Source organism: Pararobbsia silviterrae, assembly GCF_003628125.1.
Classification (GTDB): domain Bacteria; phylum Pseudomonadota; class Gammaproteobacteria; order Burkholderiales; family Burkholderiaceae; genus Pararobbsia; species Pararobbsia silviterrae.
On record NZ_RBZU01000021.1, the window covers coordinates 31,560 to 52,296 of the forward strand.

Sequence of the window (20,737 nt, forward strand, 5' to 3'; positions counted from 1 at the left end):
TACTTGCTTGCCCCCAATAGATCATCGTCGCGTGCTTATGACCGCCGCTCCTCATCTGTCGTCCCCGTCCGATTCCACCGCGCCCCTGTCCACACCCTTGCCCGCGCCCCCGTCCGCCGTCGCTGAGCCGACGGCCGCCGACTTCGATCACGCGATACAAGGCGCGGCGTTCGCCGTGCTCGACCAGTTCGCGATCGTCGATGCGACGGGCGCCGACGCGGCTTCGTTCCTGCATAGCCAACTGACGAACGACATCGAGTCGCTCGCGAGCGGCGCCGCGCGTCTGGCCGGCTACTGCACGCCGAAAGGCCGGCTGCTCGCGAGCCTGCTCGTCTGGCGCACGGGCGAGACGATCCGCATGCTCGCGTCGGCCGATCTCGCCGCGGGATTTGTCAAACGGCTGTCGATGTTCGTGCTGCGCGCGAAGGCGAAGCTCGCCGACGTCACGGCGTCGCACGTGGCCGTGGGCATCGTCGGCGACGCGACGCAGGCGCTGTCGGCGATCTTCCCGGCCCTGCCCGATACGGTTCACGGCGTCGTCACGGGCGAGGCCGGCGATCTGATCCGCGTGCCCGACGCCGTGGGCGGACGCGCGCGGTTCGTCTGGATCGCCGCGCGCGCGCAATTCGACGCGCATGCCCCCGTGCTGGCCGGCGCTGTCGCGCAGGTCCCGGCCGCGATCTGGGACTGGCTCGACATTCATGCCGGCGAGCCGCGGATCACCGCGCCGACGCTCGAACAGTTCGTGCCGCAGATGATCAATTTCGAAGTGCTCGGCGGCGTCAATTTCAAGAAGGGATGCTATCCGGGCCAGGAAATCGTCGCGCGCAGCCAGTATCGCAGCACGATCAAGCGGCGCGCCATGCTCGTTCATGTGAACGCCCCGGCGCGCGCGGGCGAAGAGATCTTCGACGCGAGCGAGCCCGAGCAGCCGTGCGGCATGGTCGTCAATGCGGCGCCGGCGCGCGACGGCGGCGCCGATTGTCTCGTCGAGATCAAGCTCGCGTCGATCGACAGCCCGTCGATTCATCTGGGCAGCGCGAACGGTCCGGCGCTCGCGTTCCTCGCGCAGCCCTATACCTTGCCGACCGAGCAGTGATCGAAGGCGCGCGCGTTCAGAACGCGCGCACCATCTCGATGTGCGGGATGCCTGCCTCTTCGAACGGCTCCCCGACCACCTGAAATCCGCAGGCTTCGTATAACGGCACCGCATACGTCTGCGAATAGAGGCGCGCCGCGTCGTCGCCGCGATGCCGCGCGACCTCGACGAGCGCCTCGACGACGCGTCGGCCGAGCCCGCCGCGGCGCGCCGGCTTGATCACCGCGACGCGGCCGATCCATCCCCCCGCGAGCAGACGCGCCGTCGCGACAGGTTCGCGCTCGGGCGTCGTCCGATACGCGACGACGTGGACGCATCGCGCATCCTCCTCATCCCATTCGAGATCGGCGGGAATCCCCTGCTCGCGTACGAACACCGCATCGCGAATGCGCGCGGCATCGAGCCCGAGCTGGGTCCATGCGCCGGTGATGATGTCAATCGAAGGCGTGTCGTGCATGCGTGTCTCGTCTATTCAGTCTGTGTCGAATGCCTGGCGTAGCGCCGCGCATGCATCGGCATGCGCGTGCGCGACCTCGGGAATGAAACGGCCCATCTTGAAGAATTCGTGAACCATCCCTTCGTAGATCCGCACCGTGACGGCGTTGCCCGCGTCCCGAAGCTTGGCGGCGTACGCGAGGTCCTCGTCGAACAGCGGGTCGTACTCGGCGGCGGCGATCCAGGCGGGCGCGAGCCCCGCGAAGCTCGCCGGCGCGTTGCGCGTGCCGTCGAGCGGCGCAAATCGCCAGTCGTCACGCTCGGCCCGATTGTGCACGTACTGCGAGAACATCCAGTCGATCGTTTTCCCGGACAGGAAATAGCCGTCGGCGTAGGCCGCATGGGACGGCGTCGACGCATGCGCGCCGACGCCCGGATAGATCAGCAGTTGCAGGACGAGCCGCAGCCCCGCATCGCGCGCCATGACCGCGGCGACGGTCGCGAGCGTGCCGCCCGCGCTGTCGCCGCCGATCGCGATCCGCTTCGCGTCGATGCCGTAGGTCAATGCGTTCGCGTTGAGCCACTGAAGCGCATCGAAGGCATCGTGGACCGCCGTCGGAAATTTGTGCTCGGGCGCGAGCCGGTAGTCGACCGACACGACCATGCATTGGGCGTCGCGCGCAAAGATGCGGCACAGCGCGTCGTGCGTCTCGAGGTTGCCGACGACGAATCCGCCGCCGTGCAGGAACAGCAAGGCGGGCGCGGGTCGCGTCCAGTCCGGTTCGAACGGTTGGTAAAGCCGCACGCGAATCGACGCGCCGTCGCGCACGCGGATCTCGATATCCTCGACATGCGCAAGCGGCGCGGGCGGCAGATCGAGAATCGGCGCGCTGCGCAGATACGACGCACGCGCCGCGTCGGGAGCCAGGGTATGAAGCGGCGCGAATTTCGAGCGCGCAATGGAGTCGAGCAGTTGGGCAACCTTGGGGTTCAACGGCATGGAGCGGTCGGAAAATCGGTTCGGAGATCGGGTTGAATTCGGGTTGAATTCGGATTGGAATCGGGCTGAAAGCGAGTCGGGACATGATGCGTCCATGGACACACGCATGAAAACGAAAGCACTTCGAAAGACTTACATGTGGTAATTCAGTCGTAAAACATGCCGTTGCGCACCGCGATATATTTTGACCATGTACTTTAAGTGCACTGCAAACAGAACAGTCTCTTGCAGTTTTAAGGGTTAATACCGAGTCGGCTCGAGCATAGACTGTCGCAACCGATGGCGTTTGGATGCCACCGCCGATTTTTCGCCGGAGATGCACACCATGATGAAGTCCGTCGTTGAATTTGCCGCGATTGCGGTCGCTGTCGCGATTTACTTCCTTCCGTCGATTCTCGCGGATCGCCGCCGCCGGCCCGATACGCTGATCATCGCGCTGTTCAACGCATGTCTCGGCTGGACGGTCGTCGGCTGGGTCGTTGCGCTGCTCTGGTCGTTGACGCGCTTCGAAGCGCGCTCGCCGCGCGCGATCACGCTGATGAAGCGCGATGCGCAGACCGCCACGGTCATGGCCGCGATCGTGACGCGCGCTCAACACCGCGACCGCCACGGCGACCGGTACTGATCGATCCGAGCGGGAGCCGAGCGCTCCCGCGCAGTACGGCCGCCGCGCAGGCCGTGTTTTGCATCGAACCCCTCATTCCCATTTGCGCCGCGCTCACGTACATTCGGGCCGATGAGGCTCTCCCCCGTCACCCGTCTGCGCCTCGGCGCGCGTGCCCTGCTCAGGCAGGTCACCGATCCCTACCGCCGATACCGGAACGCCGGCGTCATCCATGCGATTCGCGTCGCGACGAGCATTCTCGCCTCGATCGCGCTGACGACCGGGATCGACCTGCCGCACGGCGAATGGGCATCGATCACCGTGCTCGTCGTCATCGGCGGTCTCCAGCATCTCGGCAATATCCGCAAGAAAGCGGCCGAGCGCGCGCTCGGCACGCTGATCGGCGCGTCGGGCGGTCTGCTGCTGATTCTCGTGCAATCGACTTTCCACGTGCCCGGCCTGACCTACCTGCTGATGGCGGTCGGATGCGGGGTCGGCGGCTATTACGCCATCGGCAAGGCCGGCTATGTCGCCTTGCTGGGCGCGATCACGCTCGTCATCGTCGCGGGGCACGGCGACGCCGCGATCAGCGACGGCCTCTGGCGGACCGCCGACGTGCTGATCGGCATCGTCATTGCACTGGTGTTTTCGTTCGCGCTGCCGCTCTATGCGACGTATTCGTGGCGCTATAAGCTCGCGGACGGCTTGCGCGATTGCGCGCGTCTCTATTCGCGGATCGTCGGCGGCCATGCCGTCGGGGATGACGAACACCGGCAGATCCTCGCGCGCCAGGGCACGATGCTCGTCCAGTTGCGCGGACTCATGCCGTCGGTCGCCAAGGAGATCGATGTGCCTGGCGTCGAACTCGAATCGATCCAGAGCACGCTGCGCAGCATCGTCGGCGCGCTCGAAATGCTCACGGCGCTGCATCTCGCGACGGACGATGCCGGCACGCGCACGCGGATCGTCGATGCGCTGCGCGGAGAAGACCGCAAGATCCGCGAGGCGTTGATCGGCATCGCGCGTGCGCTCAAGTACGGCACGGTCGCGCGTTTGCGCGCACCGAAAGCCTCACGCCCGATCGACGTGAGCGCGTTTGATGCGCCGATCGAACTCGAACGCTATATCTGGCTCCACGCGGAACTCCGCGACCAGATCGACGCGCTGCGAGCGAAGCTCGCCGAGCTTGCGACGCACTGGAATATTTGAAGACGGCGGGCGGCGCAAGGCCGCGCGCGGCGTCGCCGAATCACGCAGCCACGGGGTCGCTGCCCGCGCTGCCCAAGACACGCTGGAGCACCGCATCCTCAAGCGCCGCGAACGCGACGCTGCCGCGCGCACGGGGCCGCGCCAAATCGACGCGCTGATCGAGCGCGATCTGCCCACGCTCGATCAGCACGACTCGATCGCCGAGCGCGACCGCCTCGTGCACGTCATGCGTAACGAGCAAGGCCGTGAAGCCGCGCTCGCGCCACAGCCGTTCGATCAGCGCGTGCATTTCGATGCGCGTCAGCGCGTCGAGCGCGCCGAGCGGCTCGTCGAGCAACAGCAGCTCGGGTTGATGCACGAGCGCGCGCGCCAGCGCGACACGCTGTCGTTGTCCGCCCGACAATTCGGCGGGCCAGTCGTCGGCGCGGTCGGCCAGGCCGACGTCGGCGAGCACGGCACGCGCCGCTTCGCGCGCCTGTTTCGGCATGCCCAGCATCACGTTCTGAAGCACCGTCTTCCACGGCAATAGCCGGGCATCCTGAAACATGATTCGCGTTTCGAGACGCACGCCGTCGTCGCGACGCGCGTCGAGCACGCCGTCGTCGATCGTTTCGAGTCCGGCGACGAGCCGCAGCAAGGTCGATTTCCCGCATCCGCTGCGCCCGACGATCGAGACGAAGCTGCCGCGCTCGATCTGAAAATCGATGTCGTTGAGGACCGTGCGCGTGCCGTAGCGCTTCGAGACGCGCGCGAGCGACACGGCGACCTCGCGTCCCGCGCGGTCGCCGGCCGCCGGCGTGCGGCCATCGGATGTCGGCGCGAAGCGCAACGGCGCGTTCGACGACCGGGCGGCGTCGCCGAACAGCGGCGATCGATCGGCGTCGGCACGCAGGTCCGCTTCGATGTCGATGCCCGTCACGGTCGCAAACGGGGATTGAATCAGGCTGGCGGTGCTGCTCATCGCGGAGTCTCCACAAAATCCATTGAGGCGGTCAATCAGGCCGCGCGCCGTGTTTTACGGTAGGCGGGATTCCAGCGAAGCAGCCGGCGTTCGAGCAGCGTCGCGAGCGCGTCGCCGAGCTTGCCGAGCAAGGCGTACAGCAAGATCCCGACGAGCACGACGTCGGTCTGCAGGAATTCGCGCGCATTCATCGTCATATAGCCGATGCCCGATTGCGCCGAGACCGTCTCCGCCACGATCAGCGTGACCCACATGAGGCCCAGCGCGAATCGCACGCCGACGAGAATCGACGGCAGCGCGCCCGGCAGGATCACATCGCGGTAGAGCGGCCAACCCGACAAGCCGTAGCTCTTCGCCATCTCGATCAGATTGCGATCGACAGCGCGGATCCCGTGATAGGTATTCAGGTAGATCGGAAAGAACACGCCGAGCGCGACAAGAAACAGCTTCGCCTGCTCGCCGATCCCGAACCAGAGGATCACGAGCGGAATCATCGCGAGCGCGGGGATCGTGCGGATCATTTGCAACGTCGAGTCGAGCACGAGCGCGACGCGCTCCGAGGTGCCCGTCGCGAGGCCGATCAGCAGCCCCAGCGAACCGCCGACAGCAAACCCCGCGACCGCGCGCAGCGCGCTGACCTTGACGTTCGCCCACATCGAGCCGTCGAGCGCGAGGCTCCACGCCGACTGGACCACCGCGAGCGGTTCGGGCAGCACGCGCGTCGAGATCCAGGCCATGCGCGTGCCGGCTTCCCAGACCACAAGGATCAGCAGCGGCAACAACCAGGGCACGATCGACCGGAACGCATGCGCGCGCGATCGCGCCGACCGCTCGCGCCGCAACGGCTCGGCGGCGCGCTCGGCCGCGTCGGCATGACGAGAATTCGAAACTAGCGGCGTACCCATCCCACTCTCCAGGCAAATGCCATGCATGCGCCACCGCGCACGCACGGCGGATGACACGATCAGCTTTGCGACGCGCGCGGCAAATACTGGTTGCCGACGACCTCGCCGAACGGACCCGACAACGGACCGGCGATCTGTTCGCGTTGCTTGCGCGGCAACAACGGGAACACGAGTTCGGCGAACCGGTACGATTCTTCGAGATGCGGGTAGCCCGACAGGATGAACGTCTCGATGCCGAGTTCGGCGTATTCCTTCATGCGCGCGGCGACTTGCTCCGGATCGCCGACGAGCGCCGTCCCCGCGCCGCCGCGCACGAGCCCGACGCCCGCCCACAGGTTCGGTGCGATTTCGAGCTTGTCGCGCTTGCCGCCGTGCAGGGCGGCCATGCGGCGCTGGCCTTCGGAGTCCATCTTCGCGAACGCCGTCTGCGCGCGCGCGATCGTGTCGTCGTCGAGCTTGCTGATCAGCTTGTCGGCGGCGGCCCATGCCTCGGCCGCCGTCTCGCGCACGATCACGTGCAGGCGGATGCCGAACTTGATCGTGCGTCCCTGATCGGCCGCGCGGCGCCGGATGTCGGCGATCTTCTTCTCGACGGCTTCGAGCGGTTCGCCCCAGGTCAGATACGTGTCGATATGCGTGGTCGCAATCGCATGCGCCGCGGGCGACGAGCCGCCGAACCACAGCGGCGGATACGGCCGCTGGACCGGCGGATAAAGCGAACGGCCGCCCTTGCTGGTCAGCAGCTTGCCTTCGAAATCGATCGATTCGTCGCGATGCGACGCTTCGAGAATCTGACGCCAGATATGCAGGAATTCGTCCGTGACCGCGTAGCGTTCGTCGTGGCTCGAAAACACGCCGTCGCCTTCGAGTTCGGCTTGATCGCCGCCCGTCACGACGTTGATCAGCAAACGGCCGCCCGACAGCCGGTCGAATGTGGCCGCCATGCGCGCGGCGAGTGCGGGCGTCGTGAGACCGGGCCGGATCGCGACGAGAAACTTGAGCTGCTTGGTCGCGCTGATCAGGCTCGACGCCACGACCCATGCGTCTTCGCACGAGCGTCCCGTCGGCAGCAGCACCCCTTCGTATCCGAGCGTGTCCGCCGCGACGGCGACCTGCCGGAAATAGTCGAAGGTCGCGGCGCGCGCGCCGTCCGTCGTGCCGAGGTAGCGGCTGTCGCCGTGAGTCGGGATAAACCAGAAGACATTCATTGGAACCGTTCCTTGTTCGCGGTGAGGCGTCACGTGTGTCGAGATTCAGATCAGGTTTGGAGTCGGGGGCGGCCGGCCAGGTGCGGCCGGCTAGGTGCGGCCGGCTAGGCTGGCCGGCGACGTGCGACGACGCCGGCCGCGAGCCGCGTCCATCGCGCGCTGCCGAACCGGCTGCGTCGATCGGCAGCGCGCGGCGCGCGCGCCGAAGCGGGTCATGCCTTCCACCGCACTTGCTTGACGTCGAGCTTGCGCGGGATCAACTTGAGCTCGGTGAACGTGTCGGCGATGTTCTGCTGGTAGGCGACGATCTCGTCGCTGATCGGCTGCACGCCGAACGAATAGCGTCCGACCGCGAGATCGACGACCGGTTGATCGAGGCCCGTGTTCGGCGCGAGCACGCGCGTGACCTCCGACGGATGGGCCTTGCCCCACGCATCGGTATCGCGGAGTTCGTCGATCACGGCGTGCACGAGTTCGGGCGCGCGCTCGGTGAACGCACGGGCCGCGACATAGAACTGCAGATTGCGCACGAGTCCGGTGCCGTCGACGAGCACCTTCGCGCCCGCGTGCTGGATCGACGCGAAATACGGATCCCAAATGGCCCAGGCATCGACGTTGTTCTGTTCGAACGCCGCGCGCGCATCGGCGGGCGCCAGATAGACGGGCTGGATGTCTTCGTAACGCAGCTTGGCCGACGCGAGCGCGCGCACGAGCAGGTAGTGCACGTTCGAGCCGCGATTGAGCGCAACCTTCTTGCCGCGCAGATCGGCGACCGAACGGATCGACGAATTCTTCGGAATCACGATCGCCTCGGCAGCCGGAGCCGGCGGCTCGTTGCCGACGTAGACGAAATCGACGCCGCCCGCCTGCGCGAAGATCGGCGGCGTCTCGCCGACCGTGCCGATATCGACCGCGCCCGCGTTGAGGCCTTCGAGCAGTTGCGGGCCCGCCGGAAACTCGAGCCATTGCACCGTCGCGCCGATTGCCGCGAGGCGCTTCTCGAGCGTGCCGCGCGATTTGACGATGACGAGCGTGCCGTACTTCTGATAGCCGATGCGGACCACCTTGCTGCCTTGGGCCGCGGCCTTGAGCGGGCCGCCGAAGCCGAGCGTCGCGCCGAGCGCGGCCGCCGCCGATGCGCGCAGCAGCGCGCGTTTGCTTGTATTGATCGGGTTGCGAGGGTCAGTCATGTTCGTCGTGAATTCCAATGAGTCGGCGGCCTGCCTGGCGTGGGCGGATCGGATATCGGTGCGAAGCCCGGTTCGACGCGCGCGGTCGCGCGATCAACAGAAACAGCCCGCACCGGATCGACCGGCGCAGGCAAACGAACATTCGATGCTTACGCCTAAGCCCCAGGCTTTGCCGCCATCAACAAGAAAGTGAGAGCGTGCAAATCCAACCGACCGCCCTGACCCGCCGCCGTGCAGATATCACGCGCGGATCCGGACGGTCCGTTCAAGGCTTAGTACTGACATCGCGCCGACACCGGCGCGTGGACTTGTGCGGTATCGCCCGCGCCGACCGTGGCCGGCGCGCGCAGCGCATCGACACGGCGCGTGCGCTCGCGATGCTCGCGCAACTCGGCCTCGTCGAACCAGACGCGTCCGAAGGCATCGATCGATTGCGTGAGCCGCTCGGCGACGCACGCGGCCGTCTGATAACCGGATTCGCCCGACGGGACTTCGGCATCGGTAGCAAACACGTTGGCGAGCACATGACGCGCGCCGAGCGCCGACAGCACGGGTTTGAGCGCGTAGTCGAGCGCGAGCAGATGCGCGAGGCTGCCGCCCGTCGCGATCGGCTGCACGAGCTTCCCCGTCAGACCGGTCTGCGGCAGCAGATCGAGAAACGTCTTGAGCAAACCGCTATACGCGACCTTGTAGACCGGCGTCGCGATGACGACCGCCTTGGCGTGTTCGACGAGTTCGAGCGCTTCGCGGATCGCCGGATGCGCGACGTCCGCGTGAAGCAGCGCCTCGGCCGGCAGATCGCGCGGTTCGATGCGACGCGTTGCGATGCCGCGCGCATGCAGCAACGTTTCCGCGGCGCTCAGCAAATGCGTGCTGCGCGAGCGTGCTGACGGACTTCCGGAAATCGTGACGACATATGACATCGGGCAAGCATCCTTGACTTCGTTGAGCGTCGGACGTGACCGGTTCGAACCGCCTGAACCGGTCACGTCATGCGTTGAAATGCAGTCTAAGGACACCAAGAATCTTTTAGAACGAACGAATTTCGATTAGGTTGTGCGAATTCGTGCTTTACCGATGCGCACACGCCCGGCTGTCCGCGCACGGCCCGCCTATAATGGCGCCCTGGTTCACGGCCGTCGGCGTGCGACGCCGCTCCCCACACGAGTCTCATGCAACGAATCATCCTGCCTTATATCGCGGGCTTTCTCGCGGTCATCTTTTTCCAGCAGCCGACGATCGAGCTGCTTCATCTGGCGGGCGTGACCGCCAATACGGCTTATCCACTCGTTGCGATAGCGCCGCTCGGCGTGCCCGCGTTCGTCATGTCGGCGCTCGTCGACGGCGTGGTCGCGATCGTCATGGCGTGGCTGCTGCGCGTCTCGCCCGCGCGTCCCGCGCCATGGATCGGGTCGTTCGTGTTCGGCGGGATCGCGCTGACGGCGCTATCGATCTTCGTGCTGGGGCCGTTGCGCGGCGAATGGCCGAGCGGCAACATCCTGCCGCGCGTGGCATTCGAATTCGTGACCGATGCGATGTGGGGATGGGGCGCGCTCGTGTTTATGCGCGCGTTCATGGGAACGGACGCCGACTAGGCGTCCCGGGACGTCACGGCGCGTCGCTCGGCGTCAGTCAACGCCGGTGTCCGACTCGCCGAGCGCGGGGAGATCCGACCGTGGGGCGCCGCTACCGTCGCGCAAGTTCGACACGGCCGACGCGATCGCGATCGCAATGCCCGCGGCCGTGAGGCCCGCGGCGGTCGCGAAGAAGAAGTAGGAATTCAAGTCGCCCATCGCGGGCCCCCGTAGGATCTTGTAGTTGATTGCCTTTGCTCTAGCAAGCACTGTGCCGCTGCTTGCCGTTCCCAATAAACAAAGGGTTGGCGCGCTTCCGATCCGATTGTCGGCAACGCGTTTGTAACTTTGACGGCGCTTTCAACGACAAACTTGCTCAATACGACGATCGGCGCATCGGTGCGGAATCCACACCACGCTTAGCGCGCGCGACAGACGCCCGACGCGGCGACGACCCCGATATTCAGGCGGGCCGTGCATGGACCGATCGCGCGCGGAAGACCGTCGTCACGGGGCCCGGGGGAAAATGACCGCTCTTCAGTAGGATGGACGCGGCGTTCGAGAGCATCAGGTGCTGCCGCGCAGCCGCTTCGATCGCGATTCGGCCGCGGTCGAACGCATGCAACCAGGCGCGCGCATCGGCGACCTCGGTCGCATCCGCAACATCAGCGCCGAAGTGATCCTCGAGCGCTTCGACGGTAATCGCGCACGCGACCCGTCTGCCGTCGACATGCGCAACGAACGATACCGTCAGATTGTCCGAGCGGTACGCCGGCCGGCTATCCGGAAATTCGATCTGCATCGTCTTCCTCCGCGGAAGCGTCATGCGGCCTTGTATTGTAGCCAAGGTCGGACAGCGTGCGGGGGACGTCGATCACGAAAAGCGAGCGTGTCACCGGACCGTCATAGGAAAAGCGCAGCGACTGCGCCTGCGCACGCAAGGCGGCGTGGATGCGATCGCGTCCGCGCGTATCGAGCGCGCTCAGGCGATCGAGCGCCTGCGCGGTAAAGCGGAACAGTACGCCCCAGTTCAGATTGCCCGCGCAATCGCGCGATCCGTCCGTTCTCCAGTTGAAAAACAGGCCCGGCCCCGCCTCGGAGCCGACCTGCCAAACCTCGGCCGTTTGCGGAAACAGATCGGCCAGCGTGTCGACGAGCTCGCGCAGCGCCGGATGTTCAATCAAGACATTCTGGTTCGAGTGCATAAATGAAATCGAAACGTCAATGTCCTTGACCGCGCAGCGGGTGTGCCCAACCCGCTCCGATGCAGCATTTTCGAACGATTGTTGCTCGCGCTTACATCCTCCGCGCCCGGTCCGCGCGCCGGCGTCGGTCTCGCGGATCGCCCCTCCGGATATACGGCACGCGGATTGCTCGCCCTCGATGTCGTTGACGCCGCATAAGGAAAGACGATGACGCGCAGACGGAAGCTTCGGGAACACCATGCCCACGCAGACTCGCGCGCGGCTCGCGCAATGCGTGCGATGAATGCAATGCGCGCCGCATTCATCGAGCGCGGACGGCTACGCGTTCGGATTGGAACGATTGCGACGCCATCGATCGTCGCGCTGGCCTTCTGCGCGAGCGCCTGCAGCACGAGCTCGAAGGACGTCGTCCACCTGCCCGACGGCCAATCGGGATTCGCGGTCAATTGCAGCGGCGCGGGCTCAGGTTCGAGCTGGGCCGAATGCTATCAACTCGCAGGCGACGCGTGCGGTGCGAACGGATACGACATCGTATCGAAGGACAACGATGACGGCGCCGCGGCCGGCGGCGGCGTCAGCAATCTGGCGACGGCGAATGTCAAAAGCCGATCCATGATTATTCGATGCAAGTAAATCGAAATCGTCGGATTTAATCGATCGCTTATTTAATTTCGAAAACATTGCGCGTTTGAATTGATGGCTTATTTTGATGTATCCATCATTTGCCATGCGCGCGACGCCACGAATCAAGCGTTGCCGATCCGCGCGATACAGGGACGACGCGATATATCAGCGCTTCGAGCGATATCGATGACAGCCAATACCTTGGCCGGTAAAAAATAATCGAATAATCGGGCGTCATCTGAATTTTTTGATTTTCCGACCGATAACTGAGTTGTGTCATTACTCTCCAGGTCGCCATGAATCTTCATTCACCCGCGGGCGAGCATGCGTCTGCCTTCGTGTCGCGCCGCTCGTCGGCTTCACGTGCGCTTGACGCGGTCGCGCGTCAGGGCGACTTCACGATGTACCTGACGCTCGTGTGTTCGCTGATCGCAGCACTGCTCGTCGGTTACCACTACGACGCCTTGATGCTCGCGTTCCTTGTATCGTGCGCGTTGCTTGTCGCGGGCAGCCTCGGATTCTTCGCGCTGCGCGGTACTCGCACCTCATGCGTGCTGCTGACCGTCAGCAATGCCGCAGCTGTCGCATTACATATCCAGCTTGCGGGCGGCACGACCGAATTCCACTTCGGCGCGTTCGTGCTGCTCGGACTCTTGCTCGTCTATCGGGACTGGCGCCCGGTCGTGCTGGGCGCTGGCGTATTCGCCGTGCATCACTTTCTGTTCGATCGCCTGCAGGCGATGGGCTTCCCCGTGTTCTGCACCGTGCATGCAAACTTTCCGCTCGTTGTGCTGCACGCGACCTATGTCGTGCTGCAAACCGCGATCGAGATCTTTCTGGCGATGCAATTGCATCGCGCGGCCGTCGAAGCCGCGGAACTCGCGTCGATCGTCCGGGCCGTGGACCACGGCGACCGCGTCTGCCTCGCCATCGAACACGTGCCGACGAGTGCGCCGACCGCGATCGTGCTCAAGAAGGCGATCGGCCGGATCCGCGTCGCGATGAGTCAGGTCAGCGAGAGCACCGAGACTGTCGAAGGCGCGGCGATGGGCATCGCCGACGGCAATTCGAGCCTGAGCCGTCGTACCGAGACGCAAGCCAGCAGCTTGCAGGAAACGGCCGCCTCGATGGAACAATTCACGGGGACCGTCAAACAGAACGCGGAGAACGCAACGCAGGCGAGTCAGCTCGCCGATACCGCGTCCGCGGTCGCGCGCGACGGCGGCGTGGTCGTGGAGCGCGTCGTCGAGACAATGGGATCGATCGACGCGGCCGCGAAGAAAATGGCGGACATCATCGCCGTCATCGAGGGCATCGCGTTCCAGACGAACATCCTCGCGTTGAATGCCGCGGTCGAAGCCGCGCGCGCGGGCGAACAGGGCCGCGGCTTCGCCGTCGTCGCGGGCGAAGTCCGCTCGCTTGCGCAGCGCTCGGCGACGGCCGCGAAAGAGATCAAGGCCTTGATCGTCGATTCGGTGACGAAGGTCGATGTCGGCGCCAAGCTCGTGGGCGAAGCCGGCGCCACGATGAGCAATGTGGTCACGAGCATCCGTCGCGTGGCGGACATCATGGGCGAGATCACGGCGGCGACGCAGGAGCAGGCGCAAGGCATCGAACAGGTCCATCAGGTCATCACGCAGATGGACAGCAAGACCCAGGAGGACGTCGCGCTCGTCGGACAAGCCGCCGAAGCATCGGCCTCGCTGCACGAGTCGGCGAGCAAGCTTCGCGAAATCGTCGGGGTGTTCGATTGGGCCGCCGGAACAGCCTGACGCGTGACGAGGCGAGGCGGGGCAATGGACGACGCGAGGCAAATGGCGGCGCGGGGCGAAATCGGCCCGCCGTCAAAGCGGATCGAAAGCGTCGCGCGTTGCCCAGAAAGCAAAAAAGCCCGATTTCCATAAGAAATCAGGCTTTCCGTGTCCTGCTGGTTGCGGGGGTAGGATTTGAACCTACGACCTTCGGGTTATGAGCCCGACGAGCTGCCAGACTGCTCCACCCCGCGCCCGTATGAAATCTTTCGAAGTCGTTGGCGTATCCGTGCGGCAACTGGCTTTGAAGTTCACGTGCACTGCAGAAACGAACGCGCAATCCGCGCACGCTGCATCACACGACAACTTCATGCGAGACGGACGCACACTGCACGCATCCGACATCGACATATTCTGGCTTTGGTTGCGGGGGTAGGATTTGAACCTACGACCTTCGGGTTATGAGCCCGACGAGCTGCCAGACTGCTCCACCCCGCGTCCGTCGAAAGAAAAGAGTATAAGGAACTAAGCGGCCGCATGCAAGCCCTTTCTTCGCTTGCTATCCATTCGCGCTGTGTCTTCGCGTATTCGCATGGGCATTCGCGCTGTGCGCGTGAACCGCATGACGTGTTCTACGCGCATTCGATGATGCATCGATGACGTCGCGCTATCGCGCATGCGATGCGGCGCAAAAGACGCGTGCAGCATGCGTCCCTCCTCCGCCGCTTCGCGTGCCAATGCTAAACTCGCTGCATTCCATTCCAGCGACCCACGCGCGGCTCTCATTGTCCTCAATGAAATTCTGTTCAGTTTGCGGCCACGCCGTCAGCTCGCGCATTCCTCCAGGCGATAATCGCGAGCGTTTCGTCTGCGACAACTGCGGCACGATCCACTATCAGAACCCGCGCAATGTCGTGGGTACGGTGCCGGTCTGGGAAGACAAGGTCCTGCTGTGCCGGCGTGCGATCGAACCGCGCTACGGATACTGGACGCTGCCCGCGGGCTTTATGGAACTCGGCGAGACCACCTCGAACGCGGCGGCGCGCGAAACGCTCGAAGAAGCCGGCGCGCGCGTCGAAGTCCAAAGCCTGTTTTCGCTGCTGAACGTGCCGCACGTGCATCAGGTGCATCTGTTCTATCTCGCGCGCTTGCTCGACATCGATGTCGAAGCCGGCGAAGAAAGCCTCGAAGTCCGGCTGTTCTCCGAAGACGAGATCCCCTGGCACGACATTGCATTTCCGACGGTCGGACAGACCTTGCGGTATTTCTTTTCAGATCGCGCAAGCGGCCATTTCGGCCTGCATACGGGCGATATCTTCCGTCCGCTGCGAGACGGCTGAGTCGGGGCGCGTACGATGGTCCCGTGGCTGCGTGCGGACGATCCGTTCCCACCTCTCGAACATGCGCTCGGCCCGTCGAGCGGCGCGGCCGGCCTGCTTGCCGCGACGGGCGAGCTCAGCGCGCATCGGCTGTTGCACGCCTATCGCAGCGGGATTTTTCCGTGGTACTCGAACGGTCAGCCTGTACTCTGGTGGAGCCCCGATCCGCGCATGGTGCTCGCGCCCGATCGCTTCCACGTGACGCGCTCGTTCGCGAAAACCTTGCGGCACGTGCTGCGCGACGATGCCTGGGACATTCGCGTCGACGACAATTTCACCGACGTCATGCGCGCGTGCGCGCGCGCCCCGCGCATGGGCCAGGACGGCACCTGGATCACGCCCGAGATCATCGCGGCGTATTCGACGCTGCACCGGCAAGGCTTCGCGCATAGCGTCGAAGCGTGGTACGAAGGACAACGCGTCGGCGGGCTCTATGGCGTCGCCCTTGGCACGATGTTTTTTGGCGAGTCAATGTTTGCCTCGCGAACCGATGCGTCGAAAATCGCGCTCGCCGCGCTTGTCGCGCATCTGCGCGGACACAAGGTGCAGATGATAGACTGCCAGCAAAACACGTCGCATCTGGCATCGCTGGGCGCATTCGAGATCGCGCGGCACGATTTCATCGCGCATCTTCGCAGCGCGATCGATGCGCCGCCGATCCCGTGGCGCTTCGACAAATCGGTGCTCGATGCCGTGCCGGGTTTCTGATCCGGTCGTGAGCCATACGGGTTCGCCCACCGTTTGAGGCAAGCAGCGTGACGCACCCCAACGAACTACCGCTCTCGCCGTTGTCCGCATTGCAGTTCTACGCGACGGCGCCCTATCCGTGCAGTTATCTGGACGGTCGTATCGCACGCTCGCAAGTCGCCACGCCGAGCCATCTGATCAATTCCGACGTCTATACCGAACTCGTGCGCGCGGGATTTCGCCGCTCGGGCGTGTTCACGTATCGTCCCTACTGCGACGGATGCCGTGCGTGCGTGCCGGTCCGTGTGCCGGTCGCGGCGTTTTCGCCGAACCGCACGCAGCGCCGCACGATCCGGCAGCACGGCGAGCTCGTCGCGACGGTGTCGCCGTTGCACTACGACGAGGAACATTACGCGCTCTATATGCGCTATCAATCGGTTCGGCATGCAGGCGGCGGCATGGATCGCGACAGCCGCGACCAATACGAGCAATTCCTGCTGCAAAGCCGAATCAATTCCCGGCTCGTCGAATTCCGCGAGCGCGTGCCGGCCGACACGATGCACAGCGCGCCGATATCTCGATCCGGCGACGCCAGGCATGAGGACAACGCCGGTGCCGCGTCCGCGCCGCCGCCCGCATCGCTCGTGCGCGACGTCATACGCCCTCCGCACGACGACACGAGCGCCACGCATGCGCACGGCGTCGATACGACGCGACGCGGCACGTTGCGCATGATCAGCATGATCGACATCCTCGGCGACGGGCTGTCGTCGGTCTACACGTTCTTCGATCCGGCGATCGAGCGCGCGAGCTTCGGCACCTACAACATCCTCTGGCAGATCGAGCAGGCGCGGCAATTGGGCCTGCCCTATGTCTATCTCGGCTATTGGATTCGCGAGAGCCGCAAGATGGCCTACAAGGCCAATTTCCAGCCGCTCGAGGGGCTGCTCGACGGACGCTGGCGCACGCTCGATCCCGCCCTGCTCGCGCTGGATCCCGTCGACGCCGTGATTCATGGACCGACCCCGCGCGGCGGCGGCTCGCGCAACGGCCAGCGCGGTTAAAATACGCGGTTTCCGTTCTCGCCCACCTCAAACCGTGTTCAGTTCCCTCTACCCGCTCGCGCGCGGGCCCCTGTTCCGTATGGACCCGGAAGATGCCCATCATCTGACATTGTCGATGTTGCGTGCGAGCGGTCGCACGGGCCTCGCGTCGCTCGTGATGCCGCGCCCCGTCGATGCGCCGCGTACCGTGATGGGCCTCGCGTTCCGCAATCCCGTGGGCCTGGCCGCGGGTCTCGACAAGGAAGGCTCGTGCATCGACGGCCTCGCGTCGCTCGGCTTCGGCTTTATCGAGGTCGGGACCGTGACGCCGCGCGCGCAACCCGGCAATCCGAAGCCGCGCATGTTCCGCCTGCCCGACGCGCACGCGCTGATCAATCGCCTCGGCTTCAATAACGGCGGCGTCGAACAATTCGTCGCGAATGTGCAGGCGGCGAACTACAAGGGCATTCTCGGCCTCAATATCGGCAAGAACGCCGACACCCCGATCGAACGCGCCGCCGACGACTATCTGTTTTGCCTTGAGCGCGTGTATCCGTTCGCGAGCTACGTCACGATCAATATCTCGTCGCCGAACACGAAGAATTTGCGCCAGTTGCAAGGCGCGGGCGAACTCGACGCATTGCTCGCGGCACTCAAGGACAAGCAGCAACGGCTCGATGATCTTCATGCGAAGCATGTGCCGCTCGTGCTCAAGATCGCCCCGGATCTCGACGACGCACAGATCGACGACATCGCGGCGACCGTGCTCCGTCACGGCATCGAAGGCGTCATCGCGACGAACACGACGTTGTCGCGTGCCGCTGTCGTGGGGCTCCCGCACGCGGAAGAATCGGGCGGGCTGTCGGGCCGCCCGGTGTTCGACGCGTCCAACGAAATCATTCGCAAGCTCTATCAGCGCTTCGGCCGCGATGTGCCGATCATCGGTGTCGGTGGCATTCTGTCGGGCGGCGACGCGCAACAGAAGATCGCGGCGGGCGCCGCGCTGGTCCAGCTCTATACCGGATTGATCTATCGCGGCCCGGCGCTCGTGCGCGAATGCGCGCGCGCACTGGCCTGAGGCGCGCATGGATTGAAATCGTGCCCGACACGTGTATCCAACTCATGTACCGAACGCAAGCCACGGACGCGATATGTCGCTTCGTAGAACACCCTGCGGCGGCGATTCGCGCGCGCAAGGCGTTATGACGAGACGGCATGTGATCATAAGCAATGCGTATTGAACCGCCGTGCACGGCCTCAGTATGATGTGCCACCCGCCCGGCGATCGCGCATCGCCGGGCCGACAACGAAGGGGCTCGACGATGCGCACGCGTGTCGCAGACATCGCGCAGTCGGCCCCGCCCCACACTGCATCAGGAGATCGAATGAAACTTCCCTTACTCGGCAAATTGCTCGCCGTGGCACTGACGGGCCTGCTGCTGTCGGCTGTCGCTCGCGCCGACGACCTCCTCGATTCGGTCAAGCAGCGCGGTACGCTCCAGATCGCGCTCGAAGGCACCTTCCCGCCGTTCGACTACAAGGCGCCCAATGGCGAGCTCGAAGGGTATGACGTCGACGTTGCGAAAGCCGTGGCGGCCAAGCTCGGCGTCAAACCCGTGTTTATCACGACCGAGTGGAGCGGCATCATCGCGGGTCTTCAGTCGAAGCGCTACGACGTGATCGTCAACCAGGTCTCGATCTCGGCCGAACGTCAGAAAGTGCTCGATTTCTCGCCGCCGTACACGTACTCGACGGCCCAGTTGATCCAACGCAAGGACGATACGCGCACGTTCAAATCGCTCGACGACCTCAAGGGTCACAAGCTCGGCGTCTCGCTCGGCAGCAACTACAACGACATGGCCAAGTCGGTGCCCGGCATCGACGTGAGGACCTATCCGGGCGCGCCCGAATATCTGCGCGATCTCGCGGCGGGCCGCATCGACGCGGCGCTCAACGACCGGCTCATGCTTGCCTATCTGATGAAGACGTCGAATCTGCCGCTGCGCCAAGGCGCGAACGTCGGCGACGCGCAAGACGAGATGGCGATTCCGTTCCGCAAGGGCAACCCGCAATTCGCGAAGGCGATCGGCGATGCGATCGACGCATTGAAGGCGGACGGCACCTTGACGAAGATTTCCGAGAAGTGGTTCGGCATCGACGTCTCGAAGCCGATCAAACCGTAAGCGATGAATCCTTCCGCGCTGCTGATCCAGTCGATGCCGGTCCTGCTGACCGGCACGCTGCTGACCATCAAATTCGCGTTGTTATCGATGGTGTTCGGCCTGGCCGCGGCCGTCGCGCTGGCCCTCATGGGCATCAGCGCGAATCGCTGGCTGGTCAGGGCGGCGCGCGTCTACGTCAGCGTGATGCGCGGCACCCCGCTGCTCGTCCAGATCTTCGTCGTCTACTACGGCCTGCCGAGTCTCGGGATTTCGCTCGAGCCCACGCCGGCCGGCGTGCTCGCGCTGTCCGCGAACGTCGCGGCCTATATGTCGGAAAGCATGCGCGGCGCGATTCTCGGCATCGCGCAGGGACAATGGCTCGCCTCGTACAGCCTCGGACTCACGCGCACGCAGACCTTGCGCTACGTCGTCGGCCCTCAGGCCTTGCGCCTCGCCGTGCCGAGCCTGTCGAACAGTCTGATCAGCCTGATCAAGGACACCTCGCTCGTCTCGGTCATCACGGTGACGGAGCTGCTGCGCAGCGCGCAGGAGGTCATCGCATCGACCTATCAGCCGCTGCCGCTGTATCTCGCCGCAGGTGCCGTCTATTGGGTGTTGTGTACCGTGCTCGAAGCCGTACAACGCGCCTACGAGCGCAAGCTCGCCCTGCCGCAGAAGCACTGAGGCCGGGCCTACGCGCGCCATCGGACGCCGGCGTCCCCGGCGCGATGTCGGGCCCGGGTGCGATCGTTTTCCGCGCTGCAAAATCGGCGCTCGCGCGATCGATCGTTCCACGATATGATATGCCGCACGTCCACTCGGAAGATTTCCGCTTCTCGCAGTCTATGAGCGACATTGAAACCGAAGGTAAAACGTCGATCCAGGTCATCGAGCGCATGATGCGTCTGCTCGACGCGCTCGCCGACCACAGCGATCCCGTGAGTCTCAAGGACCTCTCGAAGGGCACGGGCCTGCATCCGTCGACCGCGCACCGCATCCTCAACGATATGGTGATCTGCCGGCTCGTCGATCGGTCCGATCCCGGCACCTACCGGCTCGGCATGCGACTGCTCGAACTCGGCAATCTCGTCAAGGCGCGGCTCTCGGTGCGTGATGCCGCGCTCGCGCCGATGCGCGACCTGCATCGGCTGACCGGCCAAACCGTCAATCTGTCCGTGCGTCAGGGCGACGAGATCGTCTATATCGAACGCGCATACAGCGAGCGCTCGGGTATGCAAGTCGTCCGCGCAATCGGCGGCCGCGCGCCGCTGCATCTGACATCAGTCGGCAAGTTGTTTCTGGCCGCCGACGAGCCGCCTCGCGTACGCGCCTATGCGACGCGCACGGGCCTCTCGGGGCACACGCAGAACAGCATCACGGATCTCTCGAAGCTCGAACGCGAGTTGCATCTCGTGCGCCAGCAAGCGTGCGCGCGCGACAACGAAGAACTCGAGCTCGGCGTGCGCTGCATCGCGGCCGGCATCTACGACGATACCTCGCGGCTTGTCGCCGGCTTGTCGCTGTCTGCGCCGGCCGATCGCCTCCAGGACGCGTGGCTCACCCATCTGGCCGACACGGCGCTGCAGATCTCACGATCGCTCGGCTATCAGCCGAACGAAGACGGCGCCGCAGGTTGAAATAAAAAACCCCGCTACATCACTGCAGCGGGGTTTGTACGGGATACCGATCGGACGAACGCGA

At 64.8% G+C, this 20,737-nt stretch carries 23 protein-coding genes and 2 tRNA genes; 13 read left to right on the plus strand and 12 right to left on the minus strand.

The genetic code is table 11. The features are described 5' to 3' along the window. Window positions 1–55 precede the first annotated feature (55 nt). Window positions 56–1,099, plus strand: a complete 1,044-nt coding sequence (gene ygfZ, locus D7S86_RS27880; RefSeq protein WP_420813316.1) for a CAF17-like 4Fe-4S cluster assembly/insertion protein YgfZ — start codon at window positions 56–58, stop codon at window positions 1,097–1,099. 16 nt (window positions 1,100–1,115) lie between these two features. Here the strand turns inward: ygfZ and D7S86_RS27885 are convergent, their stop codons facing one another. Next, complete coding sequence (locus D7S86_RS27885) at window positions 1,116–1,556, minus strand: GNAT family N-acetyltransferase (RefSeq protein ID WP_121091394.1); 441 nt, start codon at window positions 1,554–1,556, stop codon at window positions 1,116–1,118. 15 nt (window positions 1,557–1,571) lie between these two features. Then, window positions 1,572–2,534, minus strand: coding sequence for an alpha/beta hydrolase (locus D7S86_RS27890; RefSeq protein ID WP_121091395.1), 963 nt, complete (start codon window positions 2,532–2,534; stop codon window positions 1,572–1,574). 325 nt (window positions 2,535–2,859) lie between these two features. Here D7S86_RS27890 and D7S86_RS27895 point away from each other — a divergent pair, with 325 nt between their 5' ends. Continuing rightward, on the plus strand, window positions 2,860–3,159 hold the full coding sequence (locus D7S86_RS27895) for a superinfection immunity protein (protein ID WP_121091418.1): 300 nt from the start codon (window positions 2,860–2,862) through the stop codon (window positions 3,157–3,159). Window positions 3,160–3,270: 111 nt separating this feature from the next. Further along, window positions 3,271–4,347, plus strand: a complete 1,077-nt coding sequence (locus D7S86_RS27900) for an FUSC family protein (protein ID WP_121091396.1) — start codon at window positions 3,271–3,273, stop codon at window positions 4,345–4,347. A gap of 40 nt (window positions 4,348–4,387) precedes the next feature. Here the strand turns inward: D7S86_RS27900 and D7S86_RS27905 are convergent, their stop codons facing one another. The 5 genes from D7S86_RS27905 to ssuE form a co-directional block, all read right to left on the minus strand. Beyond that, a complete protein-coding gene (locus D7S86_RS27905; protein WP_121091397.1) occupies window positions 4,388–5,308 on the minus strand; it encodes an ATP-binding cassette domain-containing protein in 921 nt (306 codons plus the stop codon). A gap of 35 nt (window positions 5,309–5,343) precedes the next feature. Continuing rightward, on the minus strand, window positions 5,344–6,213 hold the full coding sequence (ssuC, locus tag D7S86_RS27910) for an aliphatic sulfonate ABC transporter permease SsuC (protein ID WP_121091398.1): 870 nt from the start codon (window positions 6,211–6,213) through the stop codon (window positions 5,344–5,346). 59 nt (window positions 6,214–6,272) lie between these two features. Further along, the gene (gene ssuD / locus D7S86_RS27915) at window positions 6,273–7,421 is read right to left on the minus strand and encodes an FMNH2-dependent alkanesulfonate monooxygenase (protein ID WP_121091399.1); all 1,149 of its coding nucleotides are present in this window, start codon (window positions 7,419–7,421) and stop codon (window positions 6,273–6,275) included. Window positions 7,422–7,633: 212 nt separating this feature from the next. Further along, the gene (locus D7S86_RS27920; protein ID WP_121091419.1) at window positions 7,634–8,611 is read right to left on the minus strand and encodes a sulfonate ABC transporter substrate-binding protein; all 978 of its coding nucleotides are present in this window, start codon (window positions 8,609–8,611) and stop codon (window positions 7,634–7,636) included. 272 nt (window positions 8,612–8,883) lie between these two features. Further along, entirely contained in the window at window positions 8,884–9,534 is a 651-nt protein-coding gene (gene ssuE, locus D7S86_RS27925; protein ID WP_121091400.1) for an NADPH-dependent FMN reductase, read from the minus strand. A 249-nt stretch (window positions 9,535–9,783) separates the two neighbouring features. Here ssuE and D7S86_RS27930 point away from each other — a divergent pair, with 249 nt between their 5' ends. Continuing rightward, complete coding sequence (locus D7S86_RS27930) at window positions 9,784–10,206, plus strand: hypothetical protein (RefSeq protein ID WP_121091401.1); 423 nt, start codon at window positions 9,784–9,786, stop codon at window positions 10,204–10,206. A gap of 33 nt (window positions 10,207–10,239) precedes the next feature. On the opposite strand, the gene D7S86_RS29700 is transcribed toward D7S86_RS27930, so the two are convergent. The 3 genes from D7S86_RS29700 to D7S86_RS29345 form a co-directional block, all read right to left on the minus strand. Continuing rightward, window positions 10,240–10,395, minus strand: coding sequence for a hypothetical protein (locus tag D7S86_RS29700; RefSeq protein WP_158602117.1), 156 nt, complete (start codon window positions 10,393–10,395; stop codon window positions 10,240–10,242). Between the two features lie 253 nt (window positions 10,396–10,648). Next, window positions 10,649–10,987 carry a DUF1488 family protein gene (locus D7S86_RS27935; RefSeq protein ID WP_121091402.1) on the minus strand — a complete coding sequence of 113 codons (339 nt, stop codon included), beginning with the start codon at window positions 10,985–10,987 and terminating at the stop codon, window positions 10,649–10,651. Then, window positions 10,965–11,636: a hypothetical protein gene (locus tag D7S86_RS29345; protein WP_147432513.1), complete on the minus strand. Its 672-nt coding sequence runs from the start codon at window positions 11,634–11,636 to the stop codon at window positions 10,965–10,967. Before D7S86_RS29345 ends, D7S86_RS27935 begins: the two co-directional genes overlap by 23 nt. A 42-nt stretch (window positions 11,637–11,678) precedes the next feature. Here D7S86_RS29345 and D7S86_RS27945 point away from each other — a divergent pair, with 42 nt between their 5' ends. Together D7S86_RS27945 and D7S86_RS30475 are read left to right on the plus strand one after the other, a co-directional pair. Then, window positions 11,679–12,023, plus strand: a complete 345-nt coding sequence (locus D7S86_RS27945) for a hypothetical protein (RefSeq protein WP_121091420.1) — start codon at window positions 11,679–11,681, stop codon at window positions 12,021–12,023. Window positions 12,024–12,310: 287 nt separating this feature from the next. Next, window positions 12,311–13,786, plus strand: coding sequence for a methyl-accepting chemotaxis protein (locus D7S86_RS30475; RefSeq protein WP_121091404.1), 1,476 nt, complete (start codon window positions 12,311–12,313; stop codon window positions 13,784–13,786). Window positions 13,787–13,942: 156 nt separating this feature from the next. Here D7S86_RS30475 and D7S86_RS27955 read toward each other — a convergent pair. Further along, a tRNA-Met gene (locus D7S86_RS27955) sits at window positions 13,943–14,019 on the minus strand. Between the two features lie 167 nt (window positions 14,020–14,186). After that, window positions 14,187–14,263 (minus strand) — tRNA-Met (locus tag D7S86_RS27965). Between the two features lie 296 nt (window positions 14,264–14,559). Between D7S86_RS27965 and D7S86_RS27970 the strand changes: the two genes are divergently transcribed. The 7 genes from D7S86_RS27970 (at window position 14,560) to D7S86_RS28000 (ending at window position 20,673) form a co-directional block, all read left to right on the plus strand. Next, a complete protein-coding gene (locus D7S86_RS27970) occupies window positions 14,560–15,105 on the plus strand; it encodes an NUDIX hydrolase (protein ID WP_121091406.1) in 546 nt (181 codons plus the stop codon). 15 nt (window positions 15,106–15,120) lie between these two features. Next, window positions 15,121–15,852 (plus strand): leucyl/phenylalanyl-tRNA--protein transferase, encoded by a 732-nt coding sequence (gene aat / locus D7S86_RS27975; protein WP_121091407.1) that lies wholly within the window; start codon window positions 15,121–15,123, stop codon window positions 15,850–15,852. Window positions 15,853–15,899: 47 nt separating this feature from the next. Further along, window positions 15,900–16,895, plus strand: a complete 996-nt coding sequence (locus D7S86_RS30725) for an arginyl-transferase family protein (RefSeq protein WP_121091408.1) — start codon at window positions 15,900–15,902, stop codon at window positions 16,893–16,895. 34 nt (window positions 16,896–16,929) lie between these two features. Further along, window positions 16,930–17,952 carry a quinone-dependent dihydroorotate dehydrogenase gene (locus tag D7S86_RS27985; protein WP_121091409.1) on the plus strand — a complete coding sequence of 341 codons (1,023 nt, stop codon included), beginning with the start codon at window positions 16,930–16,932 and terminating at the stop codon, window positions 17,950–17,952. A gap of 307 nt (window positions 17,953–18,259) precedes the next feature. Then, complete coding sequence (locus tag D7S86_RS27990) at window positions 18,260–19,057, plus strand: transporter substrate-binding domain-containing protein (RefSeq protein ID WP_121091410.1); 798 nt, start codon at window positions 18,260–18,262, stop codon at window positions 19,055–19,057. 3 nt (window positions 19,058–19,060) lie between these two features. Then, window positions 19,061–19,720: an amino acid ABC transporter permease gene (locus D7S86_RS27995; protein ID WP_121091411.1), complete on the plus strand. Its 660-nt coding sequence runs from the start codon at window positions 19,061–19,063 to the stop codon at window positions 19,718–19,720. A gap of 161 nt (window positions 19,721–19,881) precedes the next feature. Continuing rightward, a complete protein-coding gene (locus D7S86_RS28000) occupies window positions 19,882–20,673 on the plus strand; it encodes an IclR family transcriptional regulator (protein WP_121091421.1) in 792 nt (263 codons plus the stop codon). Window positions 20,674–20,737 lie beyond the last annotated feature (64 nt).

Excerpts from the sequence above, each read along its gene's own strand:
- D7S86_RS27885 (WP_121091394.1), bottom strand. The coding sequence starts at position 1,556 with ATGCACGACACGCCTTCGATTGACATCATCACCGGCGCATGGACCCAG.
- D7S86_RS27890 (WP_121091395.1), bottom strand. The coding sequence starts at position 2,534 with ATGCCGTTGAACCCCAAGGTTGCCCAACTGCTCGACTCCATTGCGCGC.
- D7S86_RS27895 (WP_121091418.1), top strand. The coding sequence starts at position 2,860 with ATGATGAAGTCCGTCGTTGAATTTGCCGCGATTGCGGTCGCTGTCGCG.
- D7S86_RS27900 (WP_121091396.1), top strand. The coding sequence starts at position 3,271 with ATGAGGCTCTCCCCCGTCACCCGTCTGCGCCTCGGCGCGCGTGCCCTG.
- D7S86_RS27905 (WP_121091397.1), bottom strand. The coding sequence starts at position 5,308 with ATGAGCAGCACCGCCAGCCTGATTCAATCCCCGTTTGCGACCGTGACG.
- ssuC (WP_121091398.1), bottom strand. The coding sequence starts at position 6,213 with ATGGGTACGCCGCTAGTTTCGAATTCTCGTCATGCCGACGCGGCCGAG.
- ssuD (WP_121091399.1), bottom strand. The coding sequence starts at position 7,421 with ATGAATGTCTTCTGGTTTATCCCGACTCACGGCGACAGCCGCTACCTC.
- D7S86_RS27920 (WP_121091419.1), bottom strand. The coding sequence starts at position 8,611 with ATGACTGACCCTCGCAACCCGATCAATACAAGCAAACGCGCGCTGCTG.
- ssuE (WP_121091400.1), bottom strand. The coding sequence starts at position 9,534 with ATGTCATATGTCGTCACGATTTCCGGAAGTCCGTCAGCACGCTCGCGC.
- D7S86_RS27930 (WP_121091401.1), top strand. The coding sequence starts at position 9,784 with ATGCAACGAATCATCCTGCCTTATATCGCGGGCTTTCTCGCGGTCATC.
- D7S86_RS27935 (WP_121091402.1), bottom strand. The coding sequence starts at position 10,987 with ATGCAGATCGAATTTCCGGATAGCCGGCCGGCGTACCGCTCGGACAAT.
- D7S86_RS27945 (WP_121091420.1), top strand. The coding sequence starts at position 11,679 with ATGCGCGCCGCATTCATCGAGCGCGGACGGCTACGCGTTCGGATTGGA.
- D7S86_RS30475 (WP_121091404.1), top strand. The coding sequence starts at position 12,311 with ATGAATCTTCATTCACCCGCGGGCGAGCATGCGTCTGCCTTCGTGTCG.
- D7S86_RS27970 (WP_121091406.1), top strand. The coding sequence starts at position 14,560 with ATGAAATTCTGTTCAGTTTGCGGCCACGCCGTCAGCTCGCGCATTCCT.
- aat (WP_121091407.1), top strand. The coding sequence starts at position 15,121 with ATGGTCCCGTGGCTGCGTGCGGACGATCCGTTCCCACCTCTCGAACAT.
- D7S86_RS27990 (WP_121091410.1), top strand. The coding sequence starts at position 18,260 with ATGAAACTTCCCTTACTCGGCAAATTGCTCGCCGTGGCACTGACGGGC.
- D7S86_RS27995 (WP_121091411.1), top strand. The coding sequence starts at position 19,061 with ATGAATCCTTCCGCGCTGCTGATCCAGTCGATGCCGGTCCTGCTGACC.
- D7S86_RS28000 (WP_121091421.1), top strand. The coding sequence starts at position 19,882 with ATGAGCGACATTGAAACCGAAGGTAAAACGTCGATCCAGGTCATCGAG.